The 22461-nt window shown below is 69.9% G+C and carries 24 protein-coding genes; 11 read left to right on the top strand and 13 right to left on the bottom strand.

All coding sequences use genetic code 11. The annotated features are described in order from the left end of the window. Window positions 1-31: 31 nt before the first annotated feature. Window positions 32-580, top strand: a complete 549-nt coding sequence (locus OF850_RS05390; protein WP_301588900.1) for a TRAP transporter small permease subunit — start codon at window positions 32-34, stop codon at window positions 578-580. Window positions 581-593: 13 nt separating this feature from the next. Next, window positions 594-2003: a TRAP transporter large permease gene (locus OF850_RS05385; RefSeq protein ID WP_301588899.1), complete on the top strand. Its 1410-nt coding sequence runs from the start codon at window positions 594-596 to the stop codon at window positions 2001-2003. Window positions 2004-2035: 32 nt separating this feature from the next. Here the strand turns inward: OF850_RS05385 and OF850_RS05380 are convergent, their stop codons facing one another. The 3 genes from OF850_RS05380 to ribA form a co-directional block, all read right to left on the bottom strand. Then, window positions 2036-2521, bottom strand: a complete 486-nt coding sequence (locus OF850_RS05380; protein ID WP_301588898.1) for an RES family NAD+ phosphorylase — start codon at window positions 2519-2521, stop codon at window positions 2036-2038. Further along, a complete protein-coding gene (gene parS, locus OF850_RS05375) occupies window positions 2518-2985 on the bottom strand; it encodes a type II RES/Xre toxin-antitoxin system antitoxin (protein WP_301588897.1) in 468 nt (155 codons plus the stop codon). The genes OF850_RS05380 and parS overlap by 4 nt, the downstream gene beginning before the upstream one ends. A gap of 74 nt (window positions 2986-3059) precedes the next feature. After that, window positions 3060-4196 carry a GTP cyclohydrolase II RibA gene (gene ribA / locus OF850_RS05370; protein ID WP_301588896.1) on the bottom strand — a complete coding sequence of 379 codons (1137 nt, stop codon included), beginning with the start codon at window positions 4194-4196 and terminating at the stop codon, window positions 3060-3062. 120 nt (window positions 4197-4316) lie between these two features. Between ribA and OF850_RS05365 the strand changes: the two genes are divergently transcribed. Further along, window positions 4317-4949, top strand: coding sequence for a response regulator transcription factor (locus OF850_RS05365; protein ID WP_301588895.1), 633 nt, complete (start codon window positions 4317-4319; stop codon window positions 4947-4949). A gap of 8 nt (window positions 4950-4957) precedes the next feature. Here the strand turns inward: OF850_RS05365 and OF850_RS05360 are convergent, their stop codons facing one another. The 3 genes from OF850_RS05360 to OF850_RS05350 are packed head-to-tail and all read right to left on the bottom strand — an operon-like array spanning window position 4958 to window position 7430. Continuing rightward, entirely contained in the window at window positions 4958-6352 is a 1395-nt protein-coding gene (locus OF850_RS05360; protein WP_301588894.1) for a sensor histidine kinase, read from the bottom strand. Beyond that, window positions 6349-7014 carry a response regulator transcription factor gene (locus OF850_RS05355; RefSeq protein WP_301588893.1) on the bottom strand — a complete coding sequence of 222 codons (666 nt, stop codon included), beginning with the start codon at window positions 7012-7014 and terminating at the stop codon, window positions 6349-6351. Before OF850_RS05355 ends, OF850_RS05360 begins: the two co-directional genes overlap by 4 nt. Window positions 7015-7055: 41 nt before the next feature. Then, complete coding sequence (locus OF850_RS05350) at window positions 7056-7430, bottom strand: PepSY domain-containing protein (protein ID WP_301588892.1); 375 nt, start codon at window positions 7428-7430, stop codon at window positions 7056-7058. Between the two features lie 113 nt (window positions 7431-7543). Here OF850_RS05350 and OF850_RS05345 point away from each other — a divergent pair, with 113 nt between their 5' ends. Both OF850_RS05345 and OF850_RS05340 read left to right on the top strand, forming a co-directional pair. Next, window positions 7544-7744 (top strand): hypothetical protein, encoded by a 201-nt coding sequence (locus tag OF850_RS05345; RefSeq protein WP_301588891.1) that lies wholly within the window; start codon window positions 7544-7546, stop codon window positions 7742-7744. A gap of 117 nt (window positions 7745-7861) precedes the next feature. Next, the gene (locus OF850_RS05340) at window positions 7862-8059 is read left to right on the top strand and encodes a hypothetical protein (RefSeq protein WP_301588890.1); all 198 of its coding nucleotides are present in this window, start codon (window positions 7862-7864) and stop codon (window positions 8057-8059) included. A 39-nt stretch (window positions 8060-8098) separates the two neighbouring features. On the opposite strand, the gene OF850_RS05335 is transcribed toward OF850_RS05340, so the two are convergent. The 4 genes from OF850_RS05335 to OF850_RS05320 all read right to left on the bottom strand — a co-directional run bounded on the left by OF850_RS05335 (window position 8099) and on the right by OF850_RS05320 (window position 10931). Further along, the gene (locus OF850_RS05335; RefSeq protein ID WP_301588889.1) at window positions 8099-8686 is read right to left on the bottom strand and encodes a malonic semialdehyde reductase; all 588 of its coding nucleotides are present in this window, start codon (window positions 8684-8686) and stop codon (window positions 8099-8101) included. Window positions 8687-8791: 105 nt separating this feature from the next. Then, the gene (locus OF850_RS05330; RefSeq protein WP_301588888.1) at window positions 8792-9283 is read right to left on the bottom strand and encodes a universal stress protein; all 492 of its coding nucleotides are present in this window, start codon (window positions 9281-9283) and stop codon (window positions 8792-8794) included. Continuing rightward, window positions 9283-10026 carry a TIGR02186 family protein gene (locus tag OF850_RS05325; protein ID WP_301588887.1) on the bottom strand — a complete coding sequence of 248 codons (744 nt, stop codon included), beginning with the start codon at window positions 10024-10026 and terminating at the stop codon, window positions 9283-9285. Before OF850_RS05325 ends, OF850_RS05330 begins: the two co-directional genes overlap by 1 nt. After that, a complete protein-coding gene (locus OF850_RS05320; RefSeq protein WP_301588886.1) occupies window positions 10023-10931 on the bottom strand; it encodes a sulfite exporter TauE/SafE family protein in 909 nt (302 codons plus the stop codon). Before OF850_RS05320 ends, OF850_RS05325 begins: the two co-directional genes overlap by 4 nt. A gap of 67 nt (window positions 10932-10998) precedes the next feature. On the opposite strand from OF850_RS05320, the gene OF850_RS05315 reads away from it, so the two are divergent. After that, a complete protein-coding gene (locus OF850_RS05315; RefSeq protein ID WP_301588885.1) occupies window positions 10999-12501 on the top strand; it encodes a bifunctional metallophosphatase/5'-nucleotidase in 1503 nt (500 codons plus the stop codon). A gap of 15 nt (window positions 12502-12516) precedes the next feature. Here OF850_RS05315 and OF850_RS05310 read toward each other — a convergent pair whose 3' ends face one another. Both OF850_RS05310 and OF850_RS05305 read right to left on the bottom strand, forming a co-directional pair. Further along, complete coding sequence (locus tag OF850_RS05310; protein WP_301588884.1) at window positions 12517-14715, bottom strand: hybrid sensor histidine kinase/response regulator; 2199 nt, start codon at window positions 14713-14715, stop codon at window positions 12517-12519. Between the two features lie 475 nt (window positions 14716-15190). Beyond that, on the bottom strand, window positions 15191-15370 hold the full coding sequence (locus OF850_RS05305; RefSeq protein WP_301588883.1) for a hypothetical protein: 180 nt from the start codon (window positions 15368-15370) through the stop codon (window positions 15191-15193). 513 nt (window positions 15371-15883) lie between these two features. On the opposite strand from OF850_RS05305, the gene OF850_RS05300 reads away from it, so the two are divergent. Genes OF850_RS05300 through OF850_RS05280 form a run of 5 tightly spaced genes read left to right on the top strand, consistent with a single transcriptional unit; the run spans window position 15884 to window position 20779 of the window. Next, window positions 15884-16516, top strand: coding sequence for a TetR/AcrR family transcriptional regulator (locus tag OF850_RS05300; RefSeq protein WP_301588882.1), 633 nt, complete (start codon window positions 15884-15886; stop codon window positions 16514-16516). Between the two features lie 55 nt (window positions 16517-16571). Continuing rightward, window positions 16572-17726 carry a Gfo/Idh/MocA family protein gene (locus OF850_RS05295; RefSeq protein ID WP_301588881.1) on the top strand — a complete coding sequence of 385 codons (1155 nt, stop codon included), beginning with the start codon at window positions 16572-16574 and terminating at the stop codon, window positions 17724-17726. A 2-nt stretch (window positions 17727-17728) separates the two neighbouring features. Then, window positions 17729-18886 carry a dihydrodipicolinate synthase family protein gene (locus tag OF850_RS05290; protein WP_301588880.1) on the top strand — a complete coding sequence of 386 codons (1158 nt, stop codon included), beginning with the start codon at window positions 17729-17731 and terminating at the stop codon, window positions 18884-18886. A gap of 31 nt (window positions 18887-18917) precedes the next feature. Further along, window positions 18918-19748: a sugar phosphate isomerase/epimerase family protein gene (locus tag OF850_RS05285; protein ID WP_301588879.1), complete on the top strand. Its 831-nt coding sequence runs from the start codon at window positions 18918-18920 to the stop codon at window positions 19746-19748. Window positions 19749-19798: 50 nt separating this feature from the next. Continuing rightward, complete coding sequence (locus OF850_RS05280; RefSeq protein ID WP_301588878.1) at window positions 19799-20779, top strand: Bug family tripartite tricarboxylate transporter substrate binding protein; 981 nt, start codon at window positions 19799-19801, stop codon at window positions 20777-20779. Here the strand turns inward: OF850_RS05280 and OF850_RS05275 are convergent. Further along, window positions 20766-22193: an enolase-like domain-containing protein gene (locus OF850_RS05275; protein WP_301588877.1), complete on the bottom strand. Its 1428-nt coding sequence runs from the start codon at window positions 22191-22193 to the stop codon at window positions 20766-20768. The two genes, OF850_RS05280 and OF850_RS05275, sit on opposite strands and share 14 nt — an antisense overlap. Window positions 22194-22461 lie beyond the last annotated feature (268 nt).

Raw genomic sequence — 22461 nt, 5'->3', positions numbered from 1 at the left:
GGCGGGGGCTCCACTCGAAGGGAAATTGCGCATGGCATGGCTGCTGGCGTTCAGCCGGGGCGTGGACTGGATGAACCAGCGCTTCGGCATGGCCGCGAACGTGTGCGTCCTGCTCGCCTGCGGCATCAGCGCGGCCAATGCCTTCGTCCGCTACGGCATCAACTACTCCTCCAACGCCTGGCTGGAGGTGCAGTGGTACCTCTTCGCCGGCATCGTGATGCTGGGGGCCAGCTACACGCTGTTCCGCAACGAGCATGTCCGGGTGGACCTGGTCTACGGACTTGTGGGCGAGCGGGGCCGGATCTGGATCGACATCTTCGGCTTCGTCTTCTTCATGCTGCCCGCCATGGTGCTGCTGACCTGGATGACCTGGCCCTTCGCGCTGGACAGCTGGGTGCGGTGGGAGGACAGCCCCAATGCCGGCGGCCTGCTGCGCTGGCCGGTCAAGATGCTGCTGCCGCTGGGCTTCTTCCTGATCACCCTCCAGGGCCTGTCGGAGCTGATCAAGCGCATCGCGCTGCTGCGCGGCGCCCGCCAGCCCGTCGAGGTCGTCACCGAATACCACCGGCCCGAGCAGTAAGAGGCGCGCCCCGATGAACCTCGACGTGATGCCGCCGCTGATGTTCGGCGGCCTGGTCATCTTCCTGCTGATCGGCTTCCCGGTCGCGTTCTCGCTTTGCGCGGTGGGACTGTTCTTCGGCTTCCTGTCCATCGAGCTGGGGTTCTTCGGCCCCGCCTATCTGGGCAATTTGCCGTTGCGCGTCTTCGGCATCCTTTCCAACGACCTGCTGCTGGCCATCCCCTTCTTCACGCTGATGGGCGCGATCCTGGAGCGCTGCGGCCTGGCGGAGGACCTGCTGGAGGGGACGGGACAGCTTTTCGGCAAGGTTCCGGGTGGCCTCGCCTACGCGGTCATCCTGGTGGGCGCGGTGCTGGGGGCCATCACCGGCACGGTCGCGGCCTCGGTCATCGCCATGGGCATGATCTCCCTGCCCGTCATGATGCGCTACGGCTACGACATGCGGATCGCGACCGGCGTGATCGCGGCCTCGGGCACCATCACCCAGGTCATCCCGCCCTCGCTCGTGCTCATCATCCTGGGCGACCAGCTCGGCAAGCCGGTGGGCGACATGTATGCGGGCGCCATCGGCCCGTCCTTTCTGCAGATCCTGCTCTTCCTCGCCTTCATCGCCGTCGTGTCGGTGGTGGCGCCGCACAAGGTCCCGCCCCTGCCGCCCGAGGCGCTGGCGCCGCGCGGCTGGCCGCTCTACTGGCGCGTCATCAAGGGCATGGTGCCCTCCATCGTGCTGATCTTCCTGGTGCTGGGCACGATCTTCATGGGCCTCGCCACGCCGACCGAGGCGGGGGCGATGGGAACGGTGGGCGCGGTGGTGCTGGCGGTGATCAACCGCCGCTTCTCCTGGACGCTGCTGTTCCAGGCCATGGGCAACACGATGCGGATCACGGCCATGGTGATCTTCATCCTGATCGGCGCGACGGTGTTCTCGCTGGTCTTCCAGGGCGTGGACGGCTCCATCTGGATCGAGCACCTGCTGTCGCAGCTGCCCGGCGGCCAGATGGGCTTCCTGATCTTCGTCAACATCTTCGTCTTCCTGCTGGCCTTCTTCCTCGACTTCTTCGAGATCGCCTTCATCGTCGTGCCGCTGTTGGCCCCGGTGGCGGAGAAGCTCGGCATCGACCTCGTGTGGTTCGGCGTGCTGCTCTGCATCAACATGCAGACCAGCTTCATGCACCCGCCCTTCGGCTTCGCGCTGTTCTACCTGCGCGGCATCGCGCCGAAGGAGGTGCTGACCAAGGACATCTACCTGGGCGCGATTCCGTGGCTCTTCCTCCAGCTGACGCTGGTGGCGATCGTGATCGCCTGGCCCGAGGCGGTGACCTACTTCCTCGACCGCGGCACCGGGGTGGATCCCGCTACCGTCACCATCGACGTGCCGCTGCCCGACATGCCGGAGGAGGATTCGGTGCCGATCTTCCGCTGAGGGGGAGCAGGGCCAGGCGGTGCCGCGGGGATCTACAGCCTTCCGGACAGCCGGGGATCGTAGGTCCAGAGGCGGAGCTTGCGGGCCGCGATGGCGGCGGCGGCCGGATGCTGGGGGTTGATCAGCACGTTCCGCTCCTCGGGCACGATCACCGATGGCAGCACGAGAAGCGCGGTCCGCCGGCTCAGCAGCCAGGCCGTGCCGAATCCGATGCTCGTCCGGCTGGGCGGGCGGGCATCCCACCCCACGGGAAGCGCGTCCGCGCGGTGCTCCTCCCGCGCATCCCAAACCGCGTCGGGGATGACGATCTCCACGAGGTAGCGATTGAGCGGCAAGCCCCCCGCGTTGAGGTGGGCCATCGTTTCCAGGCAGGCGAGCGCCCGGTTCTCCGAGGCATAAAGGACGGGAAGTTCCTTCTCGTTCCAGCGCCCGCCCGTGCGCTTGGCCCCCGCGCCCGAAAGATCGTCGGCCCCGTAGCCCGGCGCGTCGGTCGCGATCCGCCAGGCGGTCCGCGTCACGCGTAGGCGCCACTCTGGATGCGGGCAAGGGCACCCGAAACCAGGGCCTGGCCTTCCATCGTGTCCAGCAGATCGAGCGGACGCGCCCCGCCCAGGGCCGGAAGCGGTTCGCCCAGCCAGCGCGACATCCAGGCGGCCGCATCGAAGCCCTTCGGGCTGCCGGATTCCTCCACGATCGCCTGGACCTGGCCGACGAGGCGAGCCACGCCCAGGACGCGCTCGCTCTCGGCGGGGGGCAGCCGGTCCTCGCCCTTCGCCTTGCGGTTCATGGTGGCGGCGGAGATGTTCAGGGCCCGCATGGCCACGGCCTGCGTCACCGCAAGGTCGGACAGGATGCGTTTCGCGTCCGAGGCCCGGAGCCCGTGCTTGATCATCCCGATCCGCTCGATCGGCTCCGCCCGGAACACCTTCACGTAGGACAGGGCCGGGTTGCGGCGTGGCGCGGCGCCATCGGCATGGGTCATCGTCTGCTCCTTTGAGCAATCTATATGCTCAAATGAGCAGACGATGCGAGGGGTTTTGGCTTCGAGGGTATCGTTCAGAGCATGTGGCCGAAGCGCCGCGCCTTGGTGGCGAGATAGGCGTCGTTCACCCCGTTGCCGCCGAAGCTGTGCGCCTCGCGCGAAGCCACCTCGATGCCGCAGGCGGCGAGGCCAGCGAGCTTGTCGGGATTGTTGGTGAGCAGCCGCACGCGCGGAATGCGCAGCGCGCGCAACATGGTGCCGGCGAGCAGGAAGTTCCGCTCGTCGGCGCCGTAGCCCAGTGCCCGGTTGGCATCCAGCGTGTCCAGACCGCCATCCTGCAGCGCATAGGCGCGCAGCTTGTTCACGAGGCCGATGCCCCGCCCCTCCTGCGCCAGGTAGAGCAGCACCCCGGCCCCGTCCTCAGCCATGCGGCGCAGCGCCCCGCGGAGCTGCGGCCCGCAATCGCAACGCAGCGAGCCCAGGAGGTCGCCGGTGAAGCATTCGGAATGGAGCCGCGCCAGCGGCGCTCCCCCGGAGGCGAGGCGCCCTTCCGGGTCGCCCACCAGCATCGCCAGGTGCTCGATGCCACCATCGGCGGCGCGGAAGGCTACGATGCGCGTGTCTGGCGCCTCCTCCAGCGGCACGCGCGCCTCGGCGACGCGGCGCAGCGTGGTGGCGGCGGTGTCCGGATAAGCGAGGACCGAGTCGGCGGGCACGCGCTGCCAGCCCGCATCGGCCCCGGCGGCGGGCACCGCGACCAGCGCGGGGAGGAGGCGGCCCAGCTTCGCCAAGGTGAGCGCCACCCCGGCCAGGGCGGGGACCGGCGCGCGTTCCGTTCCCGCCGGCATCAGCATCTCGGCGGTCGGGTCGGCAAAGGCGGCGAGGCGCTGCGGGTCCATCAGCGAAGGCGGCAGGCGCAGCGCCGCCACGCCCTGCTCGGGCGCCGAAAGCGGCACGGGGCGGCTGAGCACGGCCGCCGCCCGCACGGGGGCCAGCAGCAGCAGGGGCGGCTGCGTGCCCACCTCGCGAAGCTGGGCAAGGCCGGCGGCGCCCACCGTCTCGGCCGCGGCCACGGCCAAGGGCTGGCCCTCCCCTTCCACCAGCACCGGCCCGCCGCGGCGCAGCTCGGCGATGGCCCGATGCACCTCGCGCAGCGCGAGCGCCTCGGCAGAGAGCCCGGGTTCGGGGCGGGGGGTGACGAAGCCGGTCATGCTGGGTCCTGATCCTCTGCCTTCAATGCAGCCTTCCCACAGCAGGTGCCAGAGGCTGGTAATGAATGTTTGTTGGCACCGTCCGGAATGCTATGGGGAAAATGAATCCCCCTGAGCGACATGACGCTGCCCCGCCGAATCCTGCTGCTCACGGCCGACCCGGCCCTGACACAGCTCCTGCCTACCCAACTCGGGCAGGAAGGGGAATTCGCGGTCGCGGCCACGTACGATCCCGAAGCCCCGGCGGGCGAGGCGGAGGTGCTGCTGCTGGACGCCGCCCTTCCCCCCAGCGCGGCGGAAAATGCCTCCCGCCTCGCGGCGCGCGCAGGGGGCCGCCCCATCCTGCTGCTGGGCGGCGAGGAGGCCGAGTCGCCGCGCGGGGTGGAGCGCGTGCCAAAGCCCATCCGCCTCGCCGACCTCAAGCACCGGCTGCATGCGCGCCTCGCCGCCTTCGACGCCTCGCCGGAGGCGGCGATCCCGCTCGGCCCGTTTTCCTTCCACGCCGCGGGGCGGATACTGACGGAAGGCGCGCGCCGCATCCGCCTGACGGAAACGGAGGCGGCGATCCTGTCCTACCTGCACCGCGCCGCGCCGCGCCCCGTCCCGCGCGAAGAGTTGCTGGGCGAGGTTTGGGGCTATTCCGCCGCCGTGGCGACGCACACGCTGGAAACCCACATCTACCGCTTGCGCCGCAAGCTGGGCGAGGCGGGCGCGCTACTGCGGCGCGAGCCGGGCGGCTACTGCATCGGCTGAGCGCGGCGTCAGTCGGGTCCCTCGTAGCGTCCGCCGGCCACCCGCCCCGGCAGGAAGATTTCCGCCCGCAACCCTCCCAGCCGCGCCGACCGGCCGAGCGACAGGGAACCGCCATACAGCCCCACGAGGTCGGAAACGATGGCGAGGCCGAGGCCGGAGCCCGGCTTGGCCTCGTCCAGCCGCATGCCGCGCGCCAGGGCCACGCCATCCTCGCCTTCCTCCAGGCCCTCGCCGTCATCCTCCACCGCGATGCCGACCAGCCCTTCCCCGGCCGGCGCGACGGTGACGAGGACCTGGGTGCGGCCGTACTTGCAGGCATTCTCCATGAGGTTGCCCAGCATCTCGGTCACGTCCTGGCTGTCGGCACGGACGCGCGCCCCTTCCTCGCCGGTGACGCGCAGCCGGATGCCGCGCGAGGCCGAAAGCCGCCCCAGCGCGGTGGCCAGGGCGCTGGCGAGCGCATGCGGGCCGCATTCCGCCCCCGCGCTGCCGGCCAGGGCGCCGGCGCGGGCGCGGCGCAGATGGTGCTGCACCAGCCGCTCCAGCGTCGCCACCTGGCCCCGCACCGTGCCGAGATCCTCGGCCTCCACTGCGTTGCGCAGCACGGCGATGGGCGTCTTCATCGCATGGGCGAGATTGCCGACATGGTGGCGCGCGCGCTCGACCGTTGCGCGATTCTGCTCGATCAGCGCCTCGATCTCCGCCACCAGCGGCGCGATCTCCGACGGCGCGGTGATGTCCATGTGCAGCCGCCGTCCCTGCCGCACCTCCACCAGCTCCTCCTGCGTGCGGCGCAGTGGGCGCAGGCCCCAGACCACCAGCAGCGCCACGGCGGCGACAAGGCCGGAGCCGAGCACGAAGAAGGCGAGGATCATCTGCTGGCGCAGCCGCGTGATCTCCGCCTCCATCGCGTCGCGCGGCACCGCCACCTGCACGGTGAGCGGCACCTGCCCGGTGCGGCCGGAGATGGTCACGTCGCGCTCCAGGACGCGAAGCGGCTCGTCGCGCGGGCCGTCCATGTCGCGGGCGCGGATGCCCTCGGCCGGCGGCAGCGGCGGATGGAGGCGCGAATCCCAGAGCGAGCGGGAGGTGGCGACCGTGCCGCCCGGACCGCGAATCTGCCAGTAATGCCCGGAAAGCGGGCGTTCGAACTCCGGATCGGCGAGGGAGCGCAGCAGGATGGGGCCGGAAAGCGGGTCGAAGGCCACCGCCGCCACCACCGCGTCCAGCAGCGAGGTGAGGCGTGCATCCGTCGCCGTCTCGATCTGCTGCTCGTCCTTGCGGACCACGTACCAGCCGAGCAGCCCGAGCCCGATCGCGACCCAGAGCGCGGTGAGCGCCGCGAGGCGGCGTGTCAGCGAGCCGCGGGCGGCGATGGAGGCCCGCGGCGTCGTGCCGCTCATGCCGAGGCGGGCTGGAGCCGGTAGCCCTGGCCGCGGACCGTCTCGATCAGCCCTTCCCCGAGCTTGCGCCGCAGCCGCGCCACAATGACCTCGAGCGTGTTGGAATCCCGGTCGAAATCCTGGGAATAGAGATGCTCGGTCAGCTCGGTCTTGCTCACCGGCCGCCCGGCATGCAGCGCCAGATAGGCGAAGAGCCCGTATTCCAGGGCGGTCAGCCGCACATGCGCTCCGGCCCGGGAAACGGAACGCGTGGCGGTGTCGAGCCGCACCTCCCCGAAGACCAGTTCCGGCTTGCTGACGCCGTTGGCGCGGCGGATCAGCGCGTTCAGCCGCGCCACGAGTTCCGCCATGGCGAAGGGCTTGGCGAGGTAGTCGTCCGCCCCGGCATTGAGCCCTTCCACCTTCTCCGTCCAGGAGTCGCGGGCGGTGAGGATCAGAACGGGCATGGCGCGCCCGGCGGCACGCCAGCGGCGCAGCACGGTCAGCCCGTCCACCCGCGGCAGGCCGAGGTCGAGCACCACGGCGTCATAGGGCTCGGTGTCGCCCAGGTGCAGCGCCTCCTCCCCGTCCAGCGCCATGTCCACGGCAAAGCCGGATTCGGATAGCCCTTGGCGCAGTTGGCCAGCCAGGGCGGCAGTGTCCTCGACGACGAGAAGGCGCATGCGGGGAGGATGGGCTTATGACGCGGTGCGGTAAAGCGCGTTCATCGGCCCGCCGGGCGCGGGGGTTGCGCCGTCTCGCTCGCCGGGCGTTCCTGGATCGGGCCGCGGCCGCGCAGGAACTGGCCGGTCGCGGCGTCCATCTCGATGGTGAAGACGCGGCCATTGGGCGGCAGGATCTTCAACTCGTAGAGCCATTGCCCGTCGTCGCGCTCCAAGTCGGCCTCGATGACGCGACCGCGATAGCGGCGCTCCACCTCGGCCAGGATGTCCGTGAGCGGGCGGATCTGCCCCGCCTCCAGCGCGGCGCGCGCACGTTCATGGTCGCGGCGGTCCTGCGCCGCAGCGAGGCTCGACGGCAGGGCGAGCAGGAGAAGCAGAGTGAAAAGCGCCGACACGCGCCGGAATAGCCGCATCATGACCAGCGCTTGCAGCCGTGCGCCTGAACGCATCCTGAACCTGCCACTCAGCATGGGTTCAGACAACCAGGACTAGAAACAAGCATCAACACCTGCCTTCGGGGGCCCCGACCGTGACCGTGACGAACAGCATCCTCAGCCTCTTCATGCTGGCCCTGGCGCTGTTCCCGGTTCTCCTCGTCCTGCGCGACGGGCGCGGCCGCGCCCAGCGTCAGGAGCGGCTGGCCGAGCTTCGCCATGCGGCGCGGCTGGGTGCCCAGCTTCGCCCCCAGGCGGCACGGGCGCCGCGATGGGACGGCGCGCTGCGGCGCTGACCACCCTCCGAAGGGTGAATCGCGCGAAGGGCGGGGCCGCAAGGTCCCGCCCTTCCCGATTCGGGGGCAACAGCATGGAGGCTGGGGCGTTCCTCCCCGGTTCAGGAGGAGTCACATATGTCGAAGGCGAAGATGCCGCCCGTCCCGCCCGCCAACCGTCCCGCCCACGGCGGTAACCCGGCCAAGCCGGGCCCCATGGATCCGGTGCAGGACAAGAGCCAGGCCGAGGACCGCGACCGGAACACGGAGCAGCAGGGCCAGACGGGGGCCAGCTACCAGAACACCCATCACAAGGGCTATCAGCAGGATCGCTGACCCAGGCCGGGGGCGGGACCGTCCCGCCCCCGCGCGGCCTCAGGCAAGGCGCGCCACCTCTTCGAAGGACAGGCGCGGGGCGCGCTTGTAGGTCTCGTCCCACTCGCCGTGGCCCAGATTGACCAGGAAGTTCGACTTCCAGCCGCTCTCCGCGAAGAACAGCTCATCCACCTTGGCGTTGTCGAAGCCGCTCATCGGGCCGACGTCCAGGCCGAGCGCGCGCGCCGCCATGATCAGGTAGGCACCCTGCAGCGAGCCGTTGCGGAAGGCGGTCGCATCGGCCAGGGACCAGTTGCCGGCGAACCAGGAGCGCGCATCGGCGCTCGGGAAAAGGCGCGGCAGTTCGTCATAGAATTTCGGGTCGTGCGCCACGATTACCGTGACCGGCGCCGTCATGGTCTTTTCCGTGTTGCCGGCTGAAAGCGCGTGCTTCAGCTTCGCCTTGCCCTCCGGCGTGCGCACGAAGACGAGCCGCGCGGGCGAGGAATTGGCGCTGGTTGGTCCCATCTTCACCAGATCGTACAGGCGGTGCAGCGTCTCGTCCGGGACAGGATCGGACTTCCAGCGATAGGAGGTGCGGGCCTCGCGGAACAGCGTGTCGAGGGCCTTGTCGTCGAGCGCGGTCATGATCTCTCCAGGAAAACGCGTTGCCTCCGCATAGGGGCGGCCGGAGGCGTCAGGCAATCGCCCCCGTGAATGGCGCCGATGGAGGTGGGGAATGAGGAGCAGGCGTCACGTGACGCGCTCCAGCTCCTCGTCGCTCATGTTGCCGGGCACCACCGTCATCGGCACGGAAAGCCGGGCCGAGAGCCGGCCGGTCAGGGCGGTGATCAACGGCCCCGGTCCCTTGCCGTCCGCCGCCGTCGCCAGGACCAGGATGGAGATCCGCGGATCCTCCTCCAGCAGGGAAAGCAGCTCATCCGAGGCCGTGCCCTCGCGCACCAGCAGGATGGGCAGCCCGCCGGTGATCTCCGTCACCTGCGCGGCGAGGCCGTTCAGCAGCGCCTCCGCCTCCTCGCGGCGCTCCTGCTGCATCATCGCCTCGATCCCGGCCCATTCCGCCTGCTCCACGGGCTCGACCACCCGCAACAGGGCGACGCGGCCGCCGGATTTCGCGGCGCGCAGGCAGGCGTAGCGCAGCGCCACGGCGCGCTCGGCGCTGTCATCCACCACGACCAGGAAGACACGGTCGCGGCGGGCCTGGCGGGCGGTCTCGTCGGACATCAGCTTCTCCGGAACAGCACGCTGCCCAGCCAGCCGGTGAGGCCGGCGAGCAGGATGCAGACGATGGCGTAAAGGGCGGGGCGCTCGCGCGCCACCTCGTTGATGGAGGCGGCGGTGCCGATACGCTCCACCGTGAAGCCCAGGCTTTCCCGCGCGACCACGCGACGCGAGCGGACCAGCAGCACCTCCACCCGGTAGGAGCCGGGCTGCACCGTGGCGGGCAGCGGCAAGAGGAGGTTGAACAAGCGCGACCCCGCCACCTCCACCGTCGAGCGGTTCTCCTGCCACAACCCCGCCTCCTGCTTCAGTTCCAGGAGCGCGGCGCGGAAGCCCGGGGAACGCGCGCCAGAGCGGCGGTCCAGCGACAGGGCATCTAGGCCGAGGCCGAGGGCGCGCCGCTCCTCCTCCGGGAGGATGCGCCAGGCGGGGCGGGTGCCGGCGACGGCGTAGAAGCTCGGCACGTCCTCGAAGCGCGCGGAGGGCCCGTTCAGCCACAGCCCGAGCACCTGCACCTTGCGCCGCACGACAAAGGGCGAGGATGGGCCGCGCGCCACCACCACCACCTCGTCCCCGCCGGGACCGAGCGGCTCCTCGGTGGAGCCGAAGATCATCAGGCTTTCCCCGGTGAAGGCGGTGGTGATGAACACGCGGTTGACCGAAAGCCGCGCCACCAGCGGCGAGGGCTGCGCGAAGGCCGGCCCGGCGACGGCCAGCGCCAGAAGCAGGGCCAGCAGCGCCCTCACCAGGCCGGGCCCACGGAGAACAGGTTGGGCGGCAGGCGCAGCAGGTCCCAAAGCAGCGCCGCGGCGACGGCCAGCACGAGGAGGCCGAGCAGGGCGCGCGTTTCCTCGCCACGCAGCCGCGCCCCCATCGAGGCGCCGAACTGCGCGCCGGCCACCGCCCCCAGCAGCAGCAGCAGGGTCAGCACGATGTCCACGCCCCCCACCTGCACGGCCTGGAGGAAGGTGACGGAGGCGGTAACGCAGACCACCTGGAACAGCGAGGTGCCGATCACCACCGCCGTCGGCATGCCGAGGATGTAGATCATCGCCGGCACCAGCATGAAGCCGCCGCCCACACCCATCACCGCCGACAGCACGCCGATGAAGAATCCCACCGCCAGCGGCGGGATGACGGAGATGTAGAGGCGGCTCTTGCGGAAGCGCAGCTTGAAGGGCAGCCCATGCGCCCAGGAATGCTGGTGCAGGCGCCGGGGCATGGCGGCGCGGCGGCGGAAGATGGCGCGCACGCTTTCCATCACCATCAGCGAGCCGACGATGCCCAGCACGACGACGTAGAAGATCGCCACTGCCGCATCCACTTGGCCGAGCCGACTCAGCAGGGCGAAGAGCTGCACGCCCGCGACGCTGCCCAGCAGGCCGCCCACCACCAGCACGGAGCCCATCACCCAGTCCACGTTGCCGCGCCGCGCCTGGGCCAGCAGCCCCGAGACGGAGGCGCCCAGCGTCTGGTTCGCACCCGAGGCCACGGCGACCGGGGACGGGATGCCGATCAGCATCAGGACAGGCGTCAGCAGGAAGCCGCCCCCCACGCCGAACAGGCCCGACAGCCAACCCACGACGAAGCCGATGCCCGAGAGAAGGAGGGCATTGACGCTCATTTCCGCGATGGGAAGGTAGATCTGCAAGCCCGGCCCCCTCCCTGGCAAGCTTCACCCGATGCGCGGTTCTGGCAAGGGGCGCTATGCTCCGCCGATGCCGAGCCGCCGCCTGCTTCTCGCCACGCCCTTCCTGCTGCGTCCCGCCTTCGCGCAGGCGCCGGCCGCGCGCGTCACGCTGCTGCACCTGAACGATTTCCACAGCCGGCACGAGCCGGTGACGGCGGGCGCCGCCAATTGCGCGGGGGGCGACGCATGCCTGGGCGGTTCCGCCCGTATGGCCACCGCGATCCGCGAGGCGCGGGAAGCGGCCCGCGCCGACGGACGGGCATCGCTGCTGCTGGACGCGGGGGACGAGTTCCTCGGCTCCCTGTTCTTCCGCGAGCATCACGGCATGGCCGAGGCGCGGATGCAGCGCCTGTGGGGCGTGCAGGCCATGGCGCCGGGCAACCACGAATTCGACCTCGGCCCCGCCGCCCTGGCGCGCTACCTGGAGGCGTTGGACTTCCCCGTCCTCGCCGCCAACCTGGAAACGGCGGAGGAGCCCGCCCTGGCCGGCAAGCTGCGCCCGACCGTCACCTTCAGCTCCGGCCCGGCGCGGCTAGTCTTCGCCGGCCTCGTCACGCCGGACACGCCCAGCATCTCTTCTCCCGGCCCCCATCTCCGCTTCACCGACCCGGCCGAGGCCGCCAGCCGCGCGGTGTGGGAGGCGCGGCGCGAGGGGGCGGCGACGGTTGTGGTGCTGTCGCATCTGGGACTGGGGGCGGATCGCCGCCTGGCGCGGGACGTTCCGGGCATCGACGTGATCATCGGCGGGCATTCGCACACGCTGGTCGCGCCCCCCGAGACGGTGGAGGTGGGGGAGCGCCGCGTCCTCATCGTGCAGGCGGGGGCCTTCGGGCAGCATCTGGGCCGGCTGGACCTCGACCTGGGTGCGGAGGGGCAAGTGGTGCAGTCCGTGCAGGCCATGCGCCTGCTGGACGTGTCCGTGCGCGAGGATGGGGAGGCGCTCGCCCTGGTGCGCGAACTGGCCGAACCGCTGGAAGCGCTGCGCCGCCGCACCGCCTTTCGGCTGGAGACCGCCCTGCCCCTGCAAGGCTGCGCCACGGGTTCCTGCGCCCTGGGCGCCACCGTGGCCCGTGCGATGCGCGAGGCGGCGGGGGCGGAGATCGGCTGGCAGAATGCCGGCGGGGTCCGCGCCGGACTGCCGGCGGGCGAGGTGTCCTTGGGCGACCTGCTCACCACCCTGCCCTTCTCCAACACGCTGGCGGTGGTGGTCTTGCGCGGCCACGCGGTGCGCGACGCGCTGGAGAACGGGGTGTCGCGCCTGCCGCAGCCATCCGGGCGCTTCCCGCAGCTGGACGGGCTGCGCTTCGAGGCGGACCTGGCACGGCCGGTCGGCCAACGCGTCCTGCGCGCCGAAGTGCGCGAGGCGGACGGCACCTGGCGCGCCCTGGAGCCGGAACGCGCCTACCGCATCGCCACCAACGACTTCCTGCGCCGGGGCGGCGACGGCTACGAAAGCTTCGCACACGCCCTCGAGGCACGGGATGACGGGCCGCCGCTGGAGGATGCGGTGGCGGCACGGCTGGGCGGCTGAGCGCGGCTGCGCCCGCTAGCGCTCCGCCAGCACGGATGGCGGCGGGGCGACTTCGCCGATTCCCTGCGCCAGCGCCGCGATGCCGAAGGGCTTGCGCAGGACCAGGAACGGACCCGGGGGAAGCCCGCCCGTCCGTGCCTCGTCGAGCACCGCATTGCCCGTGACCAGCACCGCCGGCAGGCCGGGACGCTGGACCCGCGCGGCGGCGATGAGGTCAAGCCCGTTCATGCGCGGCATGGCGAGGTCGGTCACCAGCACCTCGACCTCGGCACCCGCGCCCAGCAGGACGAGGGCCGCCTCGGCATCGGCGGCGGGCAGCACGGCATGGCCGTATTCCTCGAGGCCCCGGGCAATGGTGGCGCGAACGAGGTCCTCGTCATCCACCAGCAGGATGCGGCGCCTCGGCCCGGCGGGAGCGGGCTGCACCGTGGCGGGTGGGGCCCTGCCTTCGGCCACGGGCAGCAGGATCTCCGCAACCGTGCCCTCCCCGCGCCGGCTCGAAAGGCACAGCTGCCCCCCCGACTGCTCTGCGAAGCTGCGGGCGATGGCGAGGCCCAGCCCGGTTCCCTTGCCGATCTCCTTGGTTGTGAAGAAGGGATCGGAGGCCCGGGCGAGGGTTTCCGCGTCCATGCCCGCTCCGGTGTCCGAAACCCCGAGCGCCACGTAGCGCCCGGTCGGCAGCCCCTCCGCGGCGTCTTCCGGGCCGATCTCCCGTGCTTCCAGGAACAGGGTCAGCCGGCCGCCGGAGGGCATGGCGTCGCGGGCATTGGTCGCGAGGTTGAGCAGGACCGTTTCCAGCTGCCCCCGGTCCACGAACACGCGTGACGCGGGCGCCTCGGCCCGGACCTCCATCCGGATCGCCGGGTCGAGGGAATGGGCCAGGACCTCGTGGATCTCGCGCAGCACGCCCTCGGGGTCCACCGCCTCCGCGCGCAGCTCGCCGCGACGGGCGAAGGCCAGCAGGCGCCGCGTGACGGAACCGCCCCGTTCCGCCGAGGCTTCGATCATGCGCGCAAGATTCTCGACGGCCGCGGCGTCCGAGGCGCGGCGGCGGATCAGCGCTGCCCCCGTGCCAACCGCCTGCATGACGTTGTTGATGTCGTGGGCGATGCCGCCCGCCAGCTGGCCCAGCGCCTCCTGCCGCTGCCGCTGGGCCTGGAGGCGCTGCACCTGGCGGCGCTCTTCCTCCGCGGCCTCGCGCAGCACGCGCTCGGCGGTGAGTTCCGCGACGGCACCCTCCAGCCCCCGGGCCTGGCGGATCGCCACCCAGACGAGGCCGAACAGGGCCAGGGCGGTGGGCACGGCCAGCAGGGCCGGCAGGATCAGCGATTGCAGCCACCGCGCCCGCACGATCGCCATGTCGAGCCCGGTCACGACATAGACCGGATGGCTGGGAAGCCGCCGGTAGGCCAGCAGCAGCGCGGTCCCGCCTTGCAGGGAGCGTCCCACATAGAGCCCCCGCTCGGGCGCCTCGGCGGTCCGTTCCCGGAAGGCGCTACCGTCCGAGACCCGGCGCGTCGCACTGGGATTGAGCGCCGGGAACCGGGCCAGGAGATAGGCGTCGTCGCGCACGAGCGAGGCCGTCGTCAGCCCGCTAGCAGGGGTCTTGCCGTAATACTCCACGAAATAGGAAGGCTGCACGGAAACGGCGACGATGCCGGCGAAGCCGCCATCCGCGCGCGGGCTGCGCCGCCGGGCGAACTGGAAGAAGCGCGTTTCCGGCCGGACCCGCCCGTTGATGACGTCGCTGATCACGAGGTCGGTCTCGCCGTCGCGCAGCGCCCGGAAATACTCCCGGTCGGAAACATTCAGGTCGCGGGGCACCGGGACCACCTGCGTGGAGGCCACGGCGAAGCCGGTCGAGCCGATGATCCAGACGTTCTGGATCTGCGGCAGGGACTGCTTAAATCTTTGCAGTCTCCCGCTGATCTCGGCCTCTCGCTCGCGCAGCTGGTCGTCGTCCAGGCCGCGAACCAGCTCGTCCGCATAGGCCAGCAGGATCTCGTAGGTGTCGAAGACCTTCGTGCCGTGCTCGTGCAGAAGGTCGAGGGTGCGGACGACCTGTCCTTCCGCCTCGCGCTGGTGGAAGCGGTGGCTGGAAAGGGCATAGGCCGCGAGGAGCGCCACCGGAACGGCCAGGGCGAGAAAGGCCAGGACCCGGAGCACCCCAAGCCGCGATGGGATGGTCGTCTTCCCTTCGGGCCTTGGCTTCATGCCTGGATCGTATCCCTTGCGAGCGGAATTCCCAGCCGCCGAGCCGGCACCGGGCGCTGCTTCCTCCCTGCTCCTATACAACGGCGGACATTGCGGGTCACGCCTGCCAGACCAGGGGCGAGACGCCATAAACTCCAGCTGCTGTCGTGGGTTTGGTGAAGCCAGCTCAGTGGCCAGGGCAGCACGCTCAACCCGATGACGCCCCATGGCGGGAATGGCCGGACGCCTGAGGAGATCCTCAGATTGCTCGGCGCGCTGAACAAAGCGGCTGGAGAATCTCGACGAGCTTGCCGAGGACGGTCCAATGGCGGGTCTGGAAGGAAGGCGGGATCAGCAGAGGCAGGGCGAGGACGCGACGCCGGCTGCAGTGTGGCCGGCCTCACTTGTGCTCAGAAGCGGTAAGCGATGCGCGCGGTGCCGGTGTGGGAGGTGTAGCGACCGCCACCCTCGGCGCAAGCGAGTCCTGCCCTCCCACTTAACTGTACTCGGCGGCGGTAAAAGCCTCATCGCCTTCCGGCGATAACGCCTCGCAGGCAGCGCGCATCAGCAGCGGCCGCGCCAAGGCGCCGCCAGAGGCCTGCACACCCGAGTGACGATCGTAGCCGCCTTGTCCGTTCATCGAGGCCGGGCATACCGACATCGTGTCCTCGATCATGAGTGTGCTCCCCTGGATGTCGGCGATCCGTTGTGTGAGCGGGCGCATGGCGTGGGCTCCTGATCTGGGTGAGTCAGTATCGCTGCTTGTCGCGCGATACGTCCTGAGGAACCGCACAAACTTTGCCGATCGCCGTCCGATGCTGTGTTCGGGGTTCTTTCGGGCCGAGTGAACGCCTCGGGACGCCCAGGCCCCAACACGAGGTGGCCCGTCCGGGGGCCGCTGGAGAGCGCAGCGGGTAAGGCATGGCGGGGCGCACGGCTTTGCTGATGTGTGAGAAGCCGCCTATCGGCGCAGTGGACCTCGATACCGCCCTGCCGAGCCGGGCGCGGCTTTAACCTGAAGCTGAAGCGTCTTGTGGATCTAGCCGGTGATTGCGCACAGGAGGATTTTGGTGTGGCTCCCGCAGCGAAAGTAGGAGGAAGTATCGAGGATGACTTGCGGTCCAGACCGAGCGCACTTCCGGTCCGGGGGCCTTCCCGTCCGCGCGGCGCTGGTGTGACATCAGCCGCGATGACATCGTCCGCCCCCCTCTCCGCCCGTGCCGTTGCGACGCGCCAAAGAATCCTCGACGCCGCGCTGGTCGAGTTCGCCGCCAAGGGCCTCGCCGGCGCGCGGGTGGACGAGATTGCGGCACGCGCTGGGACCAACAAGCGTATGCTCTACGCATATTTCGGCGCGAAGGAAGCCTTGTGGCTCACCGCGCTGGAGGCCGCCTATGCGGCAAAGCGCGCGGAGGAGGAGGATCTCGACGTAGCGCACCTGCCGCCTCGGGCCGCGATGGCGCGGCTCGTCGCGTTCAACCTGCGCTACACGGCCCGGCACCCGGAATTCGTCGCGCTGCTCAATCAGGAGAACCTGCATCAAGCCGTTTATCTCCGTCGCAGCCTGGACGTGCCTGCACTCTACTCCCCCCTGACCGACATGCTGCGTGACGTCCTCGCGCGCGGCGCCGAACAGGGCCAGTTCCGCGCCGACGTGGATGCGCTGCAGCTCTATCTCTCCATCGTCGCGCTGGGGCACTTCACCGTTGCGAACCGGCACACGCTCTCGGCGATCTTCGGCCAGGACCTCGGCAGCGAGGCCGCGCTCGCGGCGCGGGAGGCGCACGCGGTGGAGATGGTGCTGGGGTACCTTCGCCCTTGACATCCGGCTTCGTTTCCTCCGAAGTAACCAACTAGTTACTTCGGAGGAAATGGCCATGGCCGAACGGCGCATCGGCATCATCATGAACGGCGTCACGGGGCGCATGGGCATGAACCAGCACCTCATCCGCTCCATCGCGGCGATCCGCGCGGAGGGTGGGGTCCGGCTCGCGAACGGCGATGTGCTGATGCCAGACCCGGTCATCACCGGCCGCAACCGCGCGAAGCTCGATGCGCTCGCCAAGGCGCACAACATCAGCCGCGTCAGCACCGACCTCGACGCCTGCCTCGCCGATCCGAAGGACGAGATCTTCTTCGATGCCGCCACCACGCAGATGCGCGCGGGGCTCATCCGCAAGGCCATCGCGGCCGGCAAGCACATCTATTGCGAGAAGCCGACGGCCGACACGCTGGAAGACGCGCTCGACCTCGCGCGCCTTGCGAAGCAGGCCGGCATCAAGCATGGCGTGGTGCAGGACAAGCTGTTCCTTCCCGGGCTGCGCAAGCTGAAGATGGTGATCGACAGCGGCTTCCTCGGGCGCATCCTCAGCATCCGGGGCGAGTTCGGCTATTGGGTCTTCGAGGGCGACCTGCAGCCGACGCAGCGCCCTTCGTGGAACTACAAGCTCGCCGAAGGCGGCGGCATCATTCTCGACATGCTTTGCCACTGGCGATACGTCCTCGATAACCTGTTCGGGAACGTCGAGAGCGTTTCCTGCCTGGGGGCGGTGCACATCCCACGCCGCGTGCAGGAGGATGGCAGCTTCTACGAAGCCGATGCCGACGACGCGGCCTACGCCACCTTCCAGCTCGAGGGCGGGGCCATCGCGCACATCAATTCCTCCTGGTGCACGCGCGTGCGCCGCGACGATCTCGTGACCTTCCACGTCGACGGCACGCACGGCAGCGCGGTTGCAGGCCTCACTGATTGCTGGACGCAAGCGCGGGTGAACACGCCCAAGCCCGTCTGGAATCCGGACGTGCCGCAGGCCATCGACTTCTTCGAAGGCTGGCAGAAAGTGCCCGACACGCAGGCCTACCCCAACGGCTTCCGCGTGCAGTGGGAGCTGTTCCTGCGCTACGTGGCCGGCGAGGTATCGGAGTATCCTTGGGACCTGCTCGCCGGCGCGAAGGGCGTGCAGCTCGCGATGGCGGGGCTGCAATCCTGGAAGGAGCGCCGCTGGGTGGACCTGCCGAAGCTGGAGGCCTGACCATGGCGACGATCCGCCTTCCCACGGCGAAGGGCCTGGAGGACTTCACCCTCTCGCCGACACGCGATTTCCCGACCGCCACGCCGCCTTTCCCGCGTGTGGCCCTCGCCGCCGCGCATGTGGTGGCTGACCCCCTCGCCGAGCAGGATCCATGGCTCGACGCGAAGGTGGATTGGGACCGCACCATCGCCTTCCGCAAGCATCTTTGGTCGCTCGGGCTTGGCGTGGCCGAGGCCATGGACACGGCACAGCGCGGCATGGGCCTGGACTGGCTGGCGGCGCAGCAGCTCATCCGCCTGAGCCTCGACGCCGCGAAGGACACGCCGGGCGCCGTGATCGCCAGCGGTGCCGGCACGGACCACCTCGCACCAGGCCCGGACGTCTCGGTGGACGACGTGATCCGCGCCTATGAGGAGCAATGCGCCGCCGTCGAGGGCATGGGCGGGCGGATCATCCTCATGGCCTCGCGCGCCCTGGCCAAGGCCGCGCGCGGGCCCGACGACTACGTGCGCGTCTATGACCGCGTGCTGCGCCAGGTGAAGGAGCCGGTGATCATCCACTGGCTCGGCGAAATGTTCGACCCCGCGCTCGAGGGCTATTGGGGCCACGCCGACCACATGAAGGCGATGGAGGTCGCGCTCGACGTCATCGCTGCCCACGCCGACAAGGTGGACGGCGTGAAGATCTCCCTTCTCGACGACAAGAAGGAGATCGCCATGCGCCGCCGCCTTCCCAGGGGCGTGCGCATGTACACGGGCGACGACTTCAACTACGCGGAGCTGATCGCGGGCGATGCGGACGGTCATTCCGACGCGCTGCTGGGCATCTTCGACCCGATCGCGCCAGCCGTGGGCGGGGCGCTTGCCGCGCTCTCGCGCAACGACCTCTCGACCTTCCACGAGATCCTGGCGCCGACGGTGCCGCTTTCCCGCCACATCTTCCGGGCGCCAACGCGCTTCTACAAGACAGGCGTGGTGTTCATGGCTTGGCTGAACGGCCATCAGGATCACTTCGTGATGGTTGGCGGGCAGCAAAGCACGCGCTCCATCCAGCACTTCGCCGAACTGTTCCGCCTGGCGGACAAGGCCGGCCTGCTGCGCGACCCGGACCTCGCCGTGGCGCGGATGCGCCAGCTTCTCGCGCTGCACGGGGTGGCCTGATGCGCGCGAGCGCGGCGGCGCGGAGTCGACCGTGACCAGCCCGCGCGGAGCGCCGATCCCGCTCTCGCTCAACACCGTCACGGTGAAGGAGCGCTGGGGCCTCGCGGATTGTATCGAGGGATGCGCCCGGCACGGCATCCCCGGGATCTCGCCCTGGCGCGACGTGCTGCATGCGATGGGCGTGCAGGCCGCCGCGCGGCGCATCCGCGATGCGGGTCTGGTGGTGACGGGCCTGTGCCGCGGCGGCATGTTCCCCGCGGCTGACGCCACCGGTCGCGCCGCCGCGATCGAGGACAACCTGCGCGCCATCGAGGAGGCGCATGCTCTCAGCGCAGCCTGCCTCGTCATGGTCTGTGGCGGGCTGCCGCCCGGCTCAAAGGACCTGCCGGGCGCGCGCGCCATGGTACGGGAGGGGCTAGAGGCCATCCTGCCAGCGGCGCGCGCGGCGGGCGTCACGCTTGCGCTGGAACCGCTGCATCCCATGACCTGCGCAGACCGGTCGGTCCTCTCGACCCTCGGACAGGCGCTTGATCTCTGCGAGGCGTTGGGGCCGGGCGTTGGCGTGGCGGTTGATGTTTATCACGTCTGGTGGGATCCCGACCTCGCGCGGCAGATGCAGCGCGCGGAAGGACGGATCGCCGCCTTCCATGCCTGCGATTGGCTGGTGCCGACGACCGACCTCGTCTTCGACCGCGGAATGCCGGGGGATGGCGTGATCGACATCGCCGCCATCCGGCGCATGGCGGAAGCAGCCGGCTATGCCGGATTCACGGAGGTCGAGCTTCTCTCCCGCCGCTGGTGGGGCGAGGATCCGGATCATGTGCTCACGGTGACCAAGGAACGGCACGCAAAAGACAGCTGATTCCAAGAAGCGGTTCACGAGAACGACCGCAACGAGAGGAGGAAACACGGATGTCTTTCACCCGCCGCGCCGCGCTGGCGCTGCCCGCACTCACGCTCCCGGCATTGGCCCGGCCCGTGCTTGCGCAAGGCTGGGCGCCGCAGCGCCCGCTTCGCTTCATCGTGCCCTTCGCGGCCGGCGGTGCCACCGATATCGTTGCACGTGTGCTTGCCGAACCGATGGGCGAGCGCCTCGGCCAGGCCGTCGCGGTGGAAAACCGCACCGGTGCAGGCGGCAATGTCGGTGTCGAGTTTGCGGCGCGCAGCGCGCCGGATGGCCACACCATTCTGATGGGCACCACGGGCACGCTCACGATCAATCCCCATCTCTACAGCAACATGGGCTTCAACCCGCTCACCGACCTCGCGCCGGTGAGCCTCGCCTTCGGGACGGATCACGTGCTGATCGTGAACCCGAACGTGCCAGCGCAGAATGCGCAGGATTTCCTGGCCCTCGTCCGCTCGCAGCCCGGGCGCCTTTCCTACGGCTCGGGCGGCAACGGCACCTCCACGCACACGGTGGCCGAGCTGTTCAAGCTCGTCGCGCGGGTGGACATCCAGCATGTGCCGTATCGCGGCTCGGCTCCCGCGCTCAACGACACGGTCGCCGGCAACGTGCAGGTGATGCTCGATCAGATGGCCAGCGCGCTCCCGATGATCCAGATCGGGCGCGTGCGCGCCCTGGCCGTGACCGGCGCACGGCGCCATGCGGCGCTTCCCGATGTGCCGACGATGGCGGAGCTCGGCCTGCCCGCTGCCGAGGCCTCCTCCTGGGGCGCGGTGCTGGCGCCTTCCGGCACGCCCGCTCCCGTGATCCAGCGCCTCAACGCGGTGATGCGGGAGTCGCTCGGCCTCCAGGCCGTGAAGGACCGCCTGACGCAGGTGGGGGCGGATGCATTGACCTCGACGCCCGAGGAACTCGCCACCTACCTCCGCGCCGAGACCGAAAAATGGGGGCGTGTGGTGCGGGAGGCGCGCATCACGGTGAACTGACCGGCCAAGCCGCCTTTGCCATCGGTCGCATCGCCGCGACATCGGGCAACACCGCGCTGCCGAAACCCGGCGCGGCGAGGCTTGCGATGTCGATCTCGCCGTCTCGGATCGACAAGCGCGGACCGCGCGGCGTGCCCAAGTACAGGCCGGCATGCGCCTCCAGGAAGCGTGCCGCATCTTCCCTCGGTTGCCCTGCGAAGCCTGCGATGAAATGGTGGCCGTTGCGCTCGACATGCGGCAATCCGAGTGCACTGACGAGCGCGAGATCCTGCTGAACGCAAAGACCCGCGAGGGTCGTCAGGTCTTCGGCCGAAAGGAAGTAGCGTGTCTGGCCCAATGCTGCGTTCCAGGCGCGGCAACGCGCTAGGTTGATCAGGGAGCGCCAGAACCCTTTGCACGCCTTGGTTGATACACCGATGTAGCCGAGGCCGCGCGCGACGAGGAAGGCATCGAGCGGTCCGTCGCTCTCGTCGATGATCACCGGTCGCTCTGCGGCAAGCGCATCCATGCCCGTCTCAAGCGCTCGGGCCCGCTTCACCGGCTGTTCGATCAGCGCCACGGAGGCGCAAAGCCGATTCAGGCGCGGCTCCGCCTGCATGGCGCGCCACAAAGCGAGCGCACCCGCTGCATCCTCGTACTGCTCGTTCCCATCGAGCGTGACGTGATACTTGTCCAACCGGTCGAGCACGGAAGCGACGCGGCAAAGCCGGTCCACGTCCGCATGGATGTCGCCGCCGACCTTCAACTTCCACCAGGCATGGCGATAAACGCCAGCAACCTGCTCGAGCGTTTCCGGCAGGCCATCATCCACGGGTTCGACGAGGTCAGCCTTAGTGATGGGATCAAGCAGGCCGACGGTGTGGCGCGCATTGATCCGCGATGGCGCAGGCGTCGCGGCGAGCATCGCGCGTGCATCGAAGTCCGCCAATTCGGGCGCGAGGCGCGCAGGTTCGAAGCCGCCCAGATCGGCGCGAAGCCCCTCGTGGAAGGCAAGGCCTTCGAGGCGCAGCAGCGCGTCGAAAGCAGCGCGGTCCACCAGCGCTCGGCCAAAGCTCGCCACGAGCGGATTGAGCCCCTCCGCACCGCAGGCGGCGGCATGCGCGGGATAGGCGGCGGCGAAGTGACCGAAGGCCGTGTGCGCTGGTGCGGCCAGTGCCTGTGCCATCGCGATCTCGACCGTGCGGCGAAGCTGGTGCTGATTATTGGCGTCATCCAGACCAGGATTCTTGTCGAACCACTTGGCAGCTAGCGTCTCGGCAGCCATGCCGTCACCCTCGCGGCCGTCCTCCGTGCGGATGCGCGCGCGCACCACGCATTGAATCCCGTCGCGCACCGTGATGACGCCGAAGCGGAATGGCATGCGCAGCGTGAAGTCCCACTCGAAGGCATGGAGTTCGGCGAAACGGAACTTCATGGGGCATTGGCCTCCTGGATGTCTCGCAGACGGCCGGTCGCACGCACCGCAGAGGTGGCGCCAACGGGGGTGTGCCTGACAGGGCTTGACCGCCGCCTCCTCGGCATAGCCGGTTTCATGCAGCGCGGCCAGGATCTGCGCGAAGCGATCGTCTTCCCGGCCGCCATCGTGTCAAGTCAGGTCCGGCTCGCGCTTGCCGCGCCCGCTCCACCTCGCCCTCATCGCCCTTGACGTCGCCTCATCTGCATACGGCAGACCAAGCGGTATC

Source organism: Sabulicella glaciei, assembly GCF_026183895.1.
Classification (GTDB): domain Bacteria; phylum Pseudomonadota; class Alphaproteobacteria; order Acetobacterales; family Acetobacteraceae; genus Roseococcus; species Roseococcus glaciei.
The sequence above is the reverse complement of the archived record's forward strand: the minus strand, read 5'-3'. Positions and strand labels throughout refer to the sequence as shown.